Source organism: Fibrobacter sp. (assembly GCF_045112255.1).
In the GTDB taxonomy this organism is placed as follows: Bacteria; Fibrobacterota; Fibrobacteria; order Fibrobacterales; family Fibrobacteraceae; genus Fibrobacter.
On sequence record NZ_JBGUHR010000070.1, the window covers coordinates 1 to 14,415 of the forward strand.

At 51.1% G+C, this 14,415-nt stretch carries 13 protein-coding genes; 11 read left to right on the forward strand and 2 right to left on the reverse strand.

Annotated elements, in window-relative coordinates; all coding sequences use genetic code 11:
* The first annotated feature begins 193 nt into the window (after positions 1–193).
* From tmk to ACJMM9_RS10140, 4 genes are read left to right on the forward strand one after another with little or no spacing between them, the layout of a single operon-like run.
* Complete coding sequence (tmk, locus tag ACJMM9_RS10125) at positions 194–826, forward strand: dTMP kinase (RefSeq protein WP_405326335.1); 633 nt, start codon at positions 194–196, stop codon at positions 824–826.
* Positions 823–1,923: a metallophosphoesterase gene (locus tag ACJMM9_RS10130; protein ID WP_405326338.1), complete on the forward strand. Its 1,101-nt coding sequence runs from the start codon at positions 823–825 to the stop codon at positions 1,921–1,923. Before tmk ends, ACJMM9_RS10130 begins: the two co-directional genes overlap by 4 nt.
* 43 nt (positions 1,924–1,966) lie before the next feature.
* A complete protein-coding gene (locus tag ACJMM9_RS10135; protein ID WP_088641559.1) occupies positions 1,967–2,287 on the forward strand; it encodes a nucleotidyltransferase family protein in 321 nt (106 codons plus the stop codon).
* A gap of 18 nt (positions 2,288–2,305) precedes the next feature.
* Positions 2,306–4,147, forward strand: coding sequence for an ABC transporter substrate-binding protein (locus tag ACJMM9_RS10140; RefSeq protein ID WP_405326342.1), 1,842 nt, complete (start codon positions 2,306–2,308; stop codon positions 4,145–4,147).
* A gap of 227 nt (positions 4,148–4,374) precedes the next feature.
* On the opposite strand, the gene ACJMM9_RS10145 is transcribed toward ACJMM9_RS10140, so the two are convergent.
* Complete coding sequence (locus ACJMM9_RS10145) at positions 4,375–4,584, reverse strand: hypothetical protein (RefSeq protein WP_405326345.1); 210 nt, start codon at positions 4,582–4,584, stop codon at positions 4,375–4,377.
* A 221-nt stretch (positions 4,585–4,805) separates the two neighbouring features.
* Between ACJMM9_RS10145 and ACJMM9_RS10150 the strand changes: the two genes are divergently transcribed.
* Together ACJMM9_RS10150 and ACJMM9_RS10155 are read left to right on the forward strand one after the other, a co-directional pair.
* Positions 4,806–5,741 (forward strand): tetratricopeptide repeat protein, encoded by a 936-nt coding sequence (locus ACJMM9_RS10150; RefSeq protein WP_405326349.1) that lies wholly within the window; start codon positions 4,806–4,808, stop codon positions 5,739–5,741.
* A 182-nt stretch (positions 5,742–5,923) separates the two neighbouring features.
* Positions 5,924–6,703, forward strand: coding sequence for an NYN domain-containing protein (locus ACJMM9_RS10155; protein ID WP_405326352.1), 780 nt, complete (start codon positions 5,924–5,926; stop codon positions 6,701–6,703).
* 15 nt (positions 6,704–6,718) lie between these two features.
* On the opposite strand, the gene ACJMM9_RS10160 is transcribed toward ACJMM9_RS10155, so the two are convergent.
* On the reverse strand, positions 6,719–7,570 hold the full coding sequence (locus tag ACJMM9_RS10160) for a hypothetical protein (protein ID WP_405326355.1): 852 nt from the start codon (positions 7,568–7,570) through the stop codon (positions 6,719–6,721).
* 80 nt (positions 7,571–7,650) lie between these two features.
* Here ACJMM9_RS10160 and ACJMM9_RS10165 point away from each other — a divergent pair, with 80 nt between their 5' ends.
* From ACJMM9_RS10165 to ACJMM9_RS10185, 5 genes are all read left to right on the forward strand, one after another.
* Positions 7,651–8,955, forward strand: a complete 1,305-nt coding sequence (locus ACJMM9_RS10165; protein ID WP_405326358.1) for an ABC transporter substrate-binding protein — start codon at positions 7,651–7,653, stop codon at positions 8,953–8,955.
* Between the two features lie 3 nt (positions 8,956–8,958).
* The gene (locus ACJMM9_RS10170) at positions 8,959–9,759 is read left to right on the forward strand and encodes a cyclic nucleotide-binding domain-containing protein (protein WP_088641551.1); all 801 of its coding nucleotides are present in this window, start codon (positions 8,959–8,961) and stop codon (positions 9,757–9,759) included.
* A 39-nt stretch (positions 9,760–9,798) separates the two neighbouring features.
* Positions 9,799–10,824 (forward strand): phosphoribosylformylglycinamidine cyclo-ligase, encoded by a 1,026-nt coding sequence (gene purM / locus ACJMM9_RS10175; protein ID WP_088641550.1) that lies wholly within the window; start codon positions 9,799–9,801, stop codon positions 10,822–10,824.
* Between the two features lie 203 nt (positions 10,825–11,027).
* On the forward strand, positions 11,028–12,590 hold the full coding sequence (locus ACJMM9_RS10180; protein WP_405326362.1) for a glycosyl hydrolase family 5: 1,563 nt from the start codon (positions 11,028–11,030) through the stop codon (positions 12,588–12,590).
* 140 nt (positions 12,591–12,730) lie between these two features.
* Positions 12,731–14,179 (forward strand): carboxylesterase family protein, encoded by a 1,449-nt coding sequence (locus tag ACJMM9_RS10185; RefSeq protein ID WP_405326365.1) that lies wholly within the window; start codon positions 12,731–12,733, stop codon positions 14,177–14,179.
* Positions 14,180–14,415: the final 236 nt, after the last annotated feature.

Consider the following 14,415-nt stretch of genomic DNA (forward strand, 5'->3'; position numbering starts at 1 on the left):
TTTCTTCGCAGTAGCGTGCAAAACGAGTGTTGCGACGGGCTGCTTGCAGACCGGCATAACCGAGTGAAGCCGCTGACGCCGTAGGCGTCAACTCCGAGCTGGGGTCCCGCCCGCATGATGTACTTTTATGAAATAAGAAAAAGCCATTGGCGCTTGCGCCAGGATGGGCTAAAATTTTTGCATATTTGTTCTTATGAAAACTGCGAAGAATTTTTTCAGCCTCGAAGGCATTGACGGTTCCGGAAAGTCCACGCAAATTGACATGCTTGTCCGTGTGCTGGAATCCGAAGGCCACAAGGTCGTGAGGCTGCGTGAACCCGGTGGTGCGAAAATTTCCGAACGCATTCGCGAACTCTTGCTCGACCCCGCTTTCAAGGGCATCATGGCAGACGATACCGAACTTTTGCTGTACAATGCCGCCCGTGCCCAGGTGATTCACGAAATCATTCAACCCGCGCTCGATGCAGGGAACATCGTCATCGCCGACCGTTTTGCGTGGAGCACTTTTGCCTACCAGGGTTACGCCCGTGGGCTTGGTGCCGATAAAGTCCAGCGTCTCACGGAACTCACGTGCGGCGGTTGCTTCCCGGAACTCACTGTAGTTCTTGACTTGACTGTTGAAGCAAGCCGCAAACGCATGGCGACTCGCGGTGGCACCCCCGACCGCCTTGAAAGCGAAAAGGCCGAATTTTTCGAGCGCGTCCGCGAAGGTTACCTCGCCGCAGGCCGCGATTATAGCGATTGCGTGAGCGTCGTCGATGCTGACCGCACTCCCGACGAAGTCCACAACGATGTCCTTTCACTTATTAAAGCGAAACTGAAATGATCTTTTTCTTCATACTCATCTTCGGTGTATTCTTCCTGTTCTTTAATGTCAGGATGGTGGCGCCTGGAATCAAGGGAAGCGTCATTGCCGGAATCTCGGTGATCCTCCTCCCCGTCTGCTTCTTGTTTAGAACAAGTTATTTTGCATCGCTTGGCATGTCCTTCTTTGCCGTCTGGCTTGCCGAGGCGCTTTTCTTTTATATCCTCTGGTGGATTGTTCGCGGAATCCGTCGTGCGATCGTGAAAAAGCCGCTCGACCAGCGCGTCGCTATTTCGGTGGCGAGACTTTTGCTCTTTGTTTCTGTACTCCTGACGGTGATCTTCCGCATTGCAGGCACAGGCGCAAACGACAATTTCCATGTTCGCGAATTCAAGATTGCCGTCCCGACGGAAAAGGAATTTACGGCGGTCTTCTTTAGCGACCTCCACATCGACCCGCTTTTCAAGCGCGAAAAGATGGAACGCATCGTGCATGTATCCGATAGCCTCCACCCGGACCTGGTGCTGTTTGGCGGTGACTTCTCGGATGTCGTGGATTCGACGCTCTCTGCCTGGGAATACGACTTCCTGGTGCAAAAGCTTGCTGCAACTGCCAAGACGGCCGCCATTGCCATCGACGGGAATCACGAAGGGTTCCTCGAACGCGAAGGCAGCGACTTTAAAAAGTGGATGCAGAACAACGGTTTCGTCGTGCTGGAAGACTCCACCGTCTGTACGCCGTTTGCTTGCATTACCGGCCGTATAGACCACAACGTTGCCAAAATTCGCGATGTCGAACGCAAACCGCTTTTTGACTTGCGTCCTGTATCCGAAGAATCTAAACTCCCCTGGCTTCTCCTCGATCACCAGCCGCGCGGTATCGGAGAGGACCACCTTGGCCGCCGTCCCGACTTTGCCATGTCCGGGCACACGCACAATGGCCAGTTCTTCCCGGGGACGGTGTTTATTGACTGGTTCTGGCGCCTCGCCTACGGTATTGGTGAACTGGATCAGGTCAAGTGGCTTGTTTCCAGCGGTGTCGATTCCTGGGGTCCCCCGGTCCGAATCGGTAGCGATACAGAGGTCTGGTTCCTCCGTTTTGTACCTGATAGGCTGTAGTGTCATTCAGTGCCAAAATACATTAACTATATTTTAGGGAACTATGACTCTTTGCTTAGAAACGGATCAGTTGGAAACCGTACAGAGAATACTTGGCCTCCATTTTGAGGGCTTTGAAGTCTGGGCGTACGGTACGCGTGTCACGGGAGTGGATTTGACCCCGGATACGGATTTGGAATTGGCTGTCATCTCGGATTCCCCTATTTCCCTTGATGACATGACTTCGGTGGAAAAGGCTTTTGTCGAAAGCGGACTTCCGTTCCGTGTTGATGTTGTCGATTGGTCTAAGCTCCCCGAATCTCTTCAAAAGCAAATCAAGAAAGAACATTCTGTCATCCAGGAGGCCGCCGAAAGCTTCCAGTAAGACCGGCGAGGTTTAAATATGAATCGCTTGTTTCCCCTATTTTTGGCTGCGGTCATTTCTACTGCGGCGTTTGCACAGGACGATGTCGAAAAGGTAAAGTCCGTGGTCAAGAGCGGCCGCTGCTCGGATGCGATTGTCCCGCTGCAAAAGATATACAGTTCTTCTTTCCGCAAGATTGAAGGAGAAAAGGCTGCGGTCATGCTTGCGGAGTGCTATCTCCGTACAGACAAGAAGGACGATGCTTACGATGTCGTTTCCCGCTTCCTGGAATATCATGTGAAGTCCGCTTACCGTGAACGCATGGAACTTGCCCGCGCAGTTATCGATGTCGAAAAGGGTTCCGTGTTCGATGGCGTCGAAGCGATGCTCCGTGTGCTTTCCTATTCAACCAACCCGGCTGCAAGGTCTCGTGCAAAAGACGTCGTCATCCAGACTCTGGCGGCATCTCTCCTCACGGCTGACCAGCTCCAGTCTCTCCTTGAAAAGTATCCTGTCGATCGTGAAGTCATGGGCTGGATGCAGCTCCAGATCGGTCGAGAATGTCAGAATGCCAAGCGCTACCGCGCTGCCAGGTACTGGTACAAGAAGGTCCTCAGGACGACTTCTTCCGAAAGCTTGCAGAAGACCGCCAAGAAAGGCATAAGCGCTCTTGAAGGTCTTGGCGCAGGTCTTCCGACTGTGCTCGTGCTTGCTCCGCTTTCTGGTGACTTCGCTGAATTCGGTGCCGCCGCTGTGCAGGGTTCCCTCCTCGCCTACGAACAGGCGGACCTCAAGGGCAAGGTGAACATCATTTTCCAGGATACGCATGCTGATGCGGCGATTGCCCTCATGCGTACGCAGCGCGCTGTGAACCAGGACAGCATCATTGCCATTATCGGACCTATCATGAGTGCTCCGGCGACATCTGTCGCCGCATGGCTTGGTGCGAACTTCCAGCATGTGCCGATGCTTACCCCGACTGCAACGGATGCCGGCATCGCAAAGCTTGGCCCGAACATCTTCCAGGTGAACCTCACCATGGACATCCTTGCCCAGACCATTGCAGACTTTGCGATCAAGTGTCTCGACATCCGCGAGTTTGGCGTGATGAGTCCGCTTGGTGACTTTGGAACGGCGATGTCCGAAAGCTTTACCAAGGCTGTCGAACGCCGTGGCGGCGATGTGGTCGGCTTCCGCAATTACGAAGAAGGCCGCCCGGACTACAAGACGGAATTCAACCTCATGCGCGATGTCCGCTTCAATCAGGAAAACCGCCGTCGCAACATTGCTAAGGGCCTGAGCGACTTGAATACCGTGAATCCGCGTGATCGTAAGCTCTACCTCGCCGACTCGACCGTCGAAATCCCGGGCCTCTTTATCCCGGCGACAAATCCGGCCGATGCTGGTGCCATGGTTAGCCAGGCCGCATTCAACAAGGTCTCCGGCACGTATCTCGGAACTTCTGGCTGGTATGGCCGTGAACTTCTGATCCAGGGCAAGCGCCTTGTCGAAGGCTCCTATTTCAGTGTTCCTGATCTCGATATGAACAAAGGAAATACTGCTTACACGAACTTCGTGAAGGACTTTACAGCGCGCTGGGGAGTTGAACCGGGTGAAGATAAAGTAAGCGGTCTCAGCTACGATGCAGCAAACATCATCTTTACTGCGCTTGCTGCTGTCACGGGCAAAGATGACGACATGACGCATTACATTAATGCGACCAAGGACTTCAAGGGCATTTACGGTGACATCAAGTTCCGCCGTGGTGCAAACGCCAATACGAAGATCATAACCGTGAAGAAGGGCAAGTTCGAAGTCGTGACGGCCTGTGAACGTCAGGACAAGGCGAAGGAAGCCGCCAAGTCCAAGAAAAAGAAGTAACGCACTGCGTCATCCTTCGCGAAGCGAAGACAACTCAGAAGGCGAGTGTTGCTCTCGTCATCCTGAGGGCAAAGCCCGAAGGATCCAGTCAAGTCTTGCTATAGCACTCGTCATCCTCGAACGAAGTGAGGGGATCCATCATTTCTCGAAAAAAAAGGAACCCTGTGGCTAAGCCCCAGGGTCCTTTTTTATGAGGAAGACCGGTAAATCCGGATTAGAGAGAGAAATTAGCAGTTCGCTGCGATGCAGGCCGCCACGAAGTCCGCCGATTCGCCTTGCTGGTAATAAACGTAAAGGTTCGAATCGTCCATGACATCTTCGAGGTTGATGCCGCTAGTGGAGGTCAGCTCGTCTTTGATCCGCTCCTTGAAGGACTGGAATCCAGTATGGAGTAAATAATAGAGAGCCGCAGTTTGAGTTTTATGGAACATCTTCATGGTGGCCTCCGTCGAAAAAAGTAGTTGTGGCGCCTGAATTTTTGTAACTTCTCTTCTGACAACCACTTAACTAGAAATTTCTTGATAGATTGTTAATAAAATGTTTACTTCCTATTAACATCTATTGTATTTATACATTTTTTTATATCATTAGACAAGCTTTGCCTTATTCCAAAGTGGAAGGTGGTGCGCTGTATCAAAAGTTTCTAGATTACCTTTTAATGCTATCTAGATTATTTGCCTTGATCTTTCTTGTCGCCGGCATCTCGTTTGCCGACGAGCTTTCTTTTGCTCTTTCTCCGGCGCAGAACGAACTTGCCGAAAAGGTGACGCAGAAGACGATGGAACTCAACTACGTTGAAGCATTCAACCTGGCTCGCAAGCTTCGCCTTGAAAATGATGGCGTCGGTTGCGTATTCCAGAACATCATCCGCGTGAGCATGTACGACGACAAGGGCGATACCACATCGCTCAAGGTAGCCGCGAAGAATCTCGAAACCTGCAAGGCCGAGGGCCTCTGGGATGCACTTCGCAATTTTGAGATTGGCTATGTGCTCACGGAGACGGGGCACTCTGTCAAGGGCGCCATGCAGACGCGCTCGGCCGCAAGCCAGTTTGAAGATGCCAAGGATTATGAATCGAAGGCCTTCTATGCGATTTACGCCTACTATGTCGATAACAGCTTCGGCTGGCTTCCGTTCAAGTCGGACAATCGCGAGGCATACCTCAAAATTCTCGATTCCGGCTCATTGCGCTCGGCCAAGTTCTGGCCGCTCTTCTTGACGCCGCTCATCTGGATGCACTACGACCGCAAGGACTACAAGACGGGGCTTTCGCTTGCTGAACGCGGACTCAAGAAGGCCCCGGACCATCCGGTAATGCTCCAGATTAAGGCGGACATGCTTTACAGGCTGAAACGCTATGATGAGGCGGCCTCCATTTACGAGAAGAGCGCTGCCGACTACCTCGAGCGCACGGGCAAGTCCATTCGCTACTGGTGCTCCGTCCTGAACCTCATCCGCATTTACCACGACGCCGGAGACGAAGCAAAGTCCGCCGAACAGCGCAAAAAGCTCGATGACCCGGATTACCAGAAGCTCAAGAAGTGGATGCCCGGGTCGCTCGTTGACGATCTCACCGACCGCAAGCTGATTTAAGAGTAGGCTGTAGGAAGTAGACAGTAGGAAGTGAATGGTCGGAAGTAGGATAAAAACTAATGACCATTGACCAATGACTAGATTCCATATTGTTTAAAATTTTTATCAAAAAACATGGGGGATAAACTCGGCAAAAAAGCGTGTTAATAGAGTAGACGCTCTTTAACATATCAGGAGGTTTTATGCCGAGCAAGTTGTCTGTATTGCGTGTTGGATTCTTTTTGGATGGCTACACGCTTAAGAAGGTCAATGAATATTACCTGAAGCACCACAAGTACCATTCCCGCCTGGACTTCAGGGCGCTCAAGGGCTGGGTGCGCGATTATGCCATGAAGCTTTTGGGCCGGGAGGGCTGCCCTGTCGAGGTCGAGGCGCATTACTACCATCCGTACGTGAGGCATTTCGACAAAGCGGAGTCCTCGTTTGGCGATGGGCAGGATCGCCTTGAAAAACAGCTTACGCTAGCGGGGTTCGAAGTGCATTACAATGCGGCTAAGGATGTCGATAAAATGGGGCCGAATATGCAGCTTGTTGAAGACGCTTATCTTTACGCGTATTACCATAAGATCGATGTCCTTGTGCTGCTGAGTACGCAAGGGCAGTATTCGACGTTGCCGGAACGCCTCAAGAGGGAAGGTGTGCCGATGCTTCTTCTTGGCTGGAATTTTGAATACTTGAAGGGGGATACGCCAATTTACTGGAAAACGGATCCTGGTCTTCGGGAACTCAGCGGTTATTATGTCGCTATGGAAGAGGTGGCCGAGATGTATCCGCCCAAACGTGCCGCTGAAAAGAATTTGTTCATGTTGCCGTATAATCCGCAGCCAGAAAATTCAAACATCTGGAAAACGTATTTGCAGAAGGTCATGGCCTCGCTTGATGAACCGGTTGCGCATAAGGAGAAAACGGGCTATGGGAAAAACGGATACAGAAAAAGCCCCGCGTTGGCGAGGCTCGGTTAGCAATTTTTGTTCAGACTAGATCTTGTCCAGTTGCTTCTTTTCCCAGGGGCTGCGGAATGTCCAGCCGATGCGGAGACCCACAAACCAGGTGTCGCCATCGTTGTCGGTGTCAAATGATGTTGTATAGAGGTTTGTGCCTTCGACCTTGATGTCGTTGTAGCGCACTGCGCGGTAGCCGCCGTAGATTCCGATGGAGAACTGCTCAAACTGAAGGCGGGCTTCAAGTTCTGCATTGAACGAAGCGGACATGGTGCTGTAATAGCGGTCACGCATGATGACGTCTTCCTTGGAATCGAGACTCGTAAGCAGGTAGTTGGATGTAAAGTGGATATTCATCATGTTAAAGCCAATACCCACGGCCGGAATCAAGTTGAAGAACGCGTCTTCGCCGAGAATCTTCCAGCCGAACATCCAGTCGGCACCGTAGCTGAACCAGCGTGCATCATAGAGGGGGAATTTTACCGCATTACCGCTTGTATCTACGGCCGCGATAGAGGACGACGGGCGTTCAGAAATCTGCGTCAACATGAAGTTGAAGTTGATCCAGGTCATGAACTGCTTGTACTGTGCACCGACATTGAACTGGAGTCCTGGATAGAACTTGTTGAACTTGCTGTACTTGGGGGCCTTGGTCGGTTGGTAGATGGTGGAGTCCGATCTGTATCTGAGCGAGCCGTAGGCAAATGCGACGTCGTTAATGTAGTCGTGGAATCCAGGGAGCATGCCGCGGAAATCTCCGCCTAAAGAAACGAAACCGCGGATGTGGTCCTTGTCGTAGAAACCGTCGTCGGCAGCGGATGAATTTGTGGCAAATGCAAGAATGCTAAACACCGCAGCTAAGCACAAAGAGGCTATTTTTGTCTTCATAAAGGCTCTCTCCTAATAGGAATCTCAGAAAAAGAGATATTTAGTCAAACAATAAAATACATTATCTTCGGGTTTTGTGCATGAAATTTTACGATAGATTGTTGAAAATCAAGGAATTAAGGCTTTTTAGTCATTCGTTCCGAGGGCTGAGGTTTGTTTTTTTACCTCTTGTGGTTCTTTATGGCGCCTTGACGGTATCGGGATGCCGTGATGCGTCGAACGATTTGCAGGTAAAATCTCCGGGGGCGAAGTGCGATAAGGATGTCCTGTTCGAACCTGTCGAAAGCGACTTTTTCTCGATGGGTAAGCTGTGCGGGGTGGATGTGGCTGTTGTGCGTTCCGTGGTCGGCAAAGACACGCTTGTCCACAAGTACGTGATGATGGATTCTGCGGAGGCTTCTCTCGGGATGGATTTGCGCCGTCGAGGGTTCCCGGATGATTGGCAGGCGGCGGTTGTACTGCGAGTGCCGCTTAAGCGCGTGGCGGCGCTCTCGACTTCGCAGGTGGGGTACATGCTCAGGCTTGGACTCCGGGATAACATTGTCGGCGTTTCGGACGGACAGTACATTGTAGATAGTGTTCTGTATGAACGTGCAAAACAGGGGGCCGTGGCCAGTGTCGGTTATGATGCGGGCGCCTTGGAAAAGCTGATGGCGCTGAATCTGGACTTGGTGCTTGACTTTACGACAGGCGGCGACTATGACAACTATGAACAAATTGCACGTACGAACTTGCCGTTGATGCTTACGTCCGAGTGGCAAGAGAATACTCCGCTTGCAAAGCTGGAATGGATTAAGTTGTATGGAATCCTGTTCGGCGTCCGCCCGCTTGCCGATTCAATTTACAAACAAGAGAAGAATAAATACGAAACGCTAAAGGCATTGATTGCTTCTACAGACTCCCTCTCGTCTCTCGTCTCTCGTCATTCGTCTGAACATTGTCCTAAAGTTCTCGCTGGTATGTCCTACGGCGGTGTGTGGCATGCGTCCGGCGGCAACAGCTTTACGGCGAACCTGGTCCGTGATGCGGGGGGCTGCTATGTGTGGGCTTCCGATACATCCCGTGAACTCACGTTCTCGTTCGAAGAAGTCTATGCGCTTGCCGATAGCGTCGATGTCTGGGTCAATCCGTCGATGTTTGCAACGGCAGATGAAATTTTGGCGCTTGAACCTCGCGTGAAAAACATCAGGGCGTTCAGGGAGAAGAAGGTTTTCCAGAATGACGGTCGCAAGGGACCCGGAACAGGCAACGATTTTTACGAAGGGGCGATCACGCGGCCGGCAGAACTCCTGTGGAATCTTACGAAATGCATAAAAGGCACGGTTCCGGGGGTAAATTCCATCGACACCACTTACAAATGGTACAGAAATATCTATAATTTTTAGCGTATGATGTCACACACAGGTATTGGAGATTGGATCGCTGCTCAGTATGATCTTGGTGTACCGTTCTTGCAACTGGTTCCGAGAGATTATGCGGACTTTCTGCTTTTGAATGCGCAGATCCGCGAATACGATGCTGGCGAGATCATTCTCCAGGGTGGAGTCGAAGGCGACAGCTTCTGCGTATTGCAGAGCGGTCGCGCCATTATTTGTGGACAGATTTTGCCGGATGGCCATTACAGCATGCTGACGACTTTGGAAAGCGGCTCCTGTTTTGGCGAGATGTCTATCCTGTGTAACGAGCCTACTGCAAATACGGTTATTGCTGCTGAAGACAATTGCACGGTGCTTCATATCCCGAAAGCGGAATTTGTGAAGTTCTTGGATAAGAATCCGAGTGTTGTGGTTTACCTTTACAAGGTGATGGCGAACCGCCTCCGTGCAAAGAACGAGGCGTTCGATGAATTTGAACGTTTGTCGCTTCTGGCTTCGGCGAAGGTTCTTCCGTTTATTGATTTTGCGCAGACGATGGAAAAGAGCCATATCACCGGGACGGTCATTTTCGAATGTGCTGGAGAATCGGGCTTTATTGCCTTCCAGGAAGGTCGAATTTGCTGTGCCAAGTGCGGCAAGCTTGCAGGTCCGGACGCTCTCGAAAAGATGCTTTCGTGGGGCGACGAAACCTTGTTCAAGCTGGATACGCACGTGATGCCCGATGTAGTAAACATCAACCAGATGACGGATACGACAAGCCTCATCCTTGATGCGCTCAGAAATATTGATGAAAAACAAAGTGCCCGTAAATAGGGCCAAATCGCTGCCCGCTCGTAGGGCAAAGGAAAAAAGATGAATTACGCAGACGCAGGAGTTTCCTTGGCACGTGCCGATGAGGCAATGGTCGGTGTCAAGAAGTCCGTCCGTACCACTTTCAACCAGGGCGTTCTCGGCGACGTGGGCAACTTCGGTGGCCTGTTCACGCTGAACCACCTCGGCATGAAGGACCCTGTCCTCGTGAGTTCCGTCGATGGCGTGGGCACCAAGCTCAAGGTCGATATCGAAATGGGCACGCACGAACTGCCGGGCCAGGACATCGTGAACCACTGCTGTGACGATATCCTCGTTCAGGGCGCACGTCCGCTGTTCTTCCTCGACTATGTGGCTACGGGCCGCCTGGAACCGGGTGTCATGGACAAGCTCGTCGCCGGTATGGCCAAGGCCTGCCGCGAAAACGACCTCGTCTTGATCGGTGGCGAAACTGCTGAAATGCCGGGCTTCTATGGTCCGGGTGACTACGATATCTCCGGTACGATCGTGGGTGTCGTGGAACGCGAAAACATCATCGACGGTAAGAAGATCAAGCCGGGTACGATCATCCTCGGTCTCCCGTCCACCGGTCTCCATACAAACGGCTATTCTCTTGCCCGTAAGGTTCTCTTTGACGTGGCCGGCTACAAGGTAGACACCATGGTCGATGGCATGGACAAGTCCATCGGCGAAGCTCTTGCAACTCCGCATCGCAGCTACTACCCGAGCCTCATCGACCTCTGCAACAAGAAGAAGATCCAGGGCCTTGCCCACATCACAGGTTCGGGCTACCAGGGCAACATCCCGCGTATCCTCCCGGACGATGTTGACGTGATTATCGACCGCACCACGTGGGATCCTCCGATGATCTTCAAGCTCATCCAGCAGGCTGGCTCTGTCGAAAAGGACGAAATGTACTCCACGTTCAACATGGGCATGGGCATGCTCATCTTCATCGACCCGGCTGACAAGGCTGAAGTCGTTGCTCACCTCGAAGCTAAGGGTGAAAAGTGGACGCAGATCGGTGAAGTCGTCGCCGGCACCAAGCAGGTGAAGTTCAGAGATTAATTCGGAATGCGGAATGATGAATTGGGAATTAGTTTCGCTTTAATTCCTAATTCCGAATTCCTAACTCCTAATTGCTAAAAAGGCTTGCACACAAGTGCGGCCTTTTTTTGTCCTAACTCACATATCTGCTTTCAAAAAGCTTTTTTTTGTGCATTTTGTTGCGAGAAAATCTAATTTTAAACGAAGGTGTGAAAAGGAAAAATATGAAAAAAATTTTAACGAGTTCTTTAATTGCTGCGGGCGCTTTTTCGATGTTCAGCGCCTGCTCTGATGATCCACTGCCGCCAGTAGGTCCTGGCCCGTCGGATATTTGCTCTGCAATGACGCTTACCCATCCGGGCAAGCTCCTTGAAGTGGGCAATTCCTACTGGATTATTGGCGATGATAACAAAGTCACGGACGTTGTGGATAATCCTGTTGGCGTTTACGATGGCGTCGGCAACATTTTGGATTTGACCACTGGTGAAGTTATTTTGTCCAACGTCGATCTTCAAGCTTTGCTGCGTTGCGAAGCGAACTTTACTCCGGGTGGTGAAAGCAGCTCTAGCGCAGGTGCATCGAATCCGGGATCGAGCTCTACCGATACTGGCTTAAGCGGCGGTTCTGATCAGTCTTCAAGCTCTGTTGTTGGCCCGAATCCGGTGTCCAGCTCCAGTGTTAATTCAGCTCAGTCTAGTTCGTCTGTGAATCCGATGTCTAGTGGAATTCCTGAGTCTTCGGCTGCCGAAAGCTCTAGCAGCGGCAATTCTGAAATTGGCCCCGATGGTTTCCCGACTATCGAATCTTACGGCCCGCCTCCTGCGGAATACACGAAGGACATCCTGAGCAACGGAAATAAGGGCTGGAACAGCCGCTATTGGGATGCCTGTAAGCCGCACTGCTCCTGGATTAGCAATGGCCAGGAAGGCAAGACCGATACGACTACGCAGGAATCTTATGAGAAGGGCATGACGACTGCCCGTAACTGCAACATCCACGACGTTGAAGTTCCGACCTTTACGCTTGGCCATGCTGTTCAGCAGTACTGGTATGGCTTTGAAGGCACGAACAACGCTTGTGGCAATGCTAAGGAAAAGGGCGTGTTCACTTGTACGGACATGGCTCCTATCGCCGTGAATGAAAATCTCTCTTACGCCTATGTGGCTGGTCCTGGTTCCCAGACGACCTGCGGCAAGTGCTTCCATCTCCAGTACGATGGTAGCTTCAAGGATGCAAGTGCTAACAATGCAGCGAAGGCAACACACAAGGCTCTTAAGGGCAAGCACATTGTCGTGATGACGTCCAACATCGGTCACGATGTGGAAGTTGGCCAGTTTGACTTGATGGTGCCGGGTGGCGGTGTTGGCGCATTCGATGCCCTCTCTGTCCAGGTAAACGGTGCTAACGTGAACTGGGGCGCAGGCTTTGGCGGCTTCCTCACGGAATGCCAGAGCAAGCTCGGTTACGACAACACTCTTGAAAAGTACCAGGAATGCGTAAAGGATATGTGCGATGCCGCATTCGGAAACGCCGGTTTCCCGAACTTGCTCCGTGGCTGCCACTGGTTTGCCGACTGGTACATGGCTGCAGACAATCCGACCTACCACTGGGAAGAAGTGGAATGCCCGCAGTACCTCATCGACCATTATATGACGAGAATCAACAAGACCAAGGATAACCGTTACAAGTGGCACGATGACTGGTCCACCTACAAGGAAGGCGATCCGCTCGAAGAACAGGAATGCCTCACGGATGAATATCCGAACGGTTGCAAGCCTGCCAATTAATGATCTGTAATTCCGGACATGTGCCGGAATCGGAAAATTTGAGAATCCCGTGATTTGCATCGCGGGAATTTTTTCTTGACTTTGCTTTGCCAAAAAGATAATTTAATCTTGCTAAAATCCGTCAAAACAGGAGAGGGGCTATGAAAATCAACCTGTATTTGGCCGCACTGCTGTGCGGTGTTTATGCTTTTGCCGCAGATGGGGTTCGCTACAAAGACCGCCTGTTTGAAGCGAGCTTGCCTACAACGGTGACTGTTGCCGATAGTGTCCCGTTTCTGGACAAGTCGTACTACAATGAATTGACGTCGCTGATGAACATGTTTAATGTCCATCCGATGTTCTATATGTACAGTGAAGAGGGGGTGAGTTTCAGGCCGCTAGAGATGGATATTTATGAACCTGAAGGAGATGAAGCTGAAAATAGGGCGGCGGTGTTAGTTTGTCATGGTGGCGCCTTTGTGGCGGGGACCAAGACCTCGTTTGACCAGAAGGCGGTCGCCTATGTGGATTCTCTTGCTGCTCGTGGCTTTGTGACGGCATCGTTGGAATACCGTCTGGGTGTTCTGATGTCTAGCCGCAAAGAAACATTTGTTATTGATAGTGTGGATTTTGCGCGCACGGTCTACAAAAGTGTCCAGGACGTGAATGCCGCTATCCGTTATTTAAGGACGAATGCAAAGGCTCTCCGTATTGATACGAATAAAATATATATACTCGGGAACAGTGCCGGTGCTCTGCTTGGCCTTGAAAACATCTATGCTCTTGACGAAAAGGATTTTCCGAGTTATTTGAATGAAGGTGCGCAATACGTCAAGATGTATTCCGATGAACAAAGTAAGTATGTCTACGATACCATTCCGCTAGGTGGACTGGACAGGTATGGGCCTAGAGGGGCTAGTGGCGTTGCGAATGGCGTGGTAGCGCTCTGGGGAGGTATTCACGATCCGTCGATTCTCAAGAATAGCAAGGTACCCGTATTCCTCGCGCATGGCGATTCCGATTACGTGATGCCGTATAAGGTGGGCTACGCTATGACTGAGGCCGATAAAATGATGCGCGACAATATTTCGGATGAATACAGTATTGTTTTAGGCGCTATTCATCTGGAGGTCCATACGCCGACGCTTTATGGTAGCTACTTTATCGATTCTGTTTTGACTTGGAACAAAGTCTATCATGAATTCTACAATCCTGAGGGCTATGGGCTGAAGCACGAGTTCTACGATGCGACTCGTACAGGTAAAGACGGTGAGGAAATTGTTTTTGCAGATTCTGTACAAAATAAGGCGTTTGATTTCCTGTACAGGCTTGCTGTTGGGTTGATTCCTGGAGCGGAGGGTCCATCAACGAAATTCCCGGCGTTTGCTATGGTTAGACCTTCGAAAATTTCTATGGGTGAAGGTGGCTTGAACTTTACGGTTGTCCGTGATAGTGACGTTGCGTACGCCATGTTTGACTTGAAAGGAAAGCGCGTACTTTCGGGTCGAGCATCCAAGGGCGAGACGGTTTGGCTCTCTAGCGTGAACAACGGTGTGTATTTTCTGCATGTACAAGGCGAAAACCCACGGCGTATAATCGTCCGAAAGTAGTTTTTTTTTGCAATGTCACCCCGGCCTCCTTATAATGTCATGCCGGACCCCGTTCCGGCATCACCTTACACGGCACCTCCCGACTTGTCGTGCCCGCCGGAGCCTGTGCTGAGCGCAGTCGAAGTAAGCGGGTGTCTCCATTCCCCCGTAAAAGATTTCTGTTTACATTTTGTGAATAATCTGTCGCGCGGCGGCATACATCCCGTTTTTAGCGAAAAAAGTGAAAAAAAGTGAAT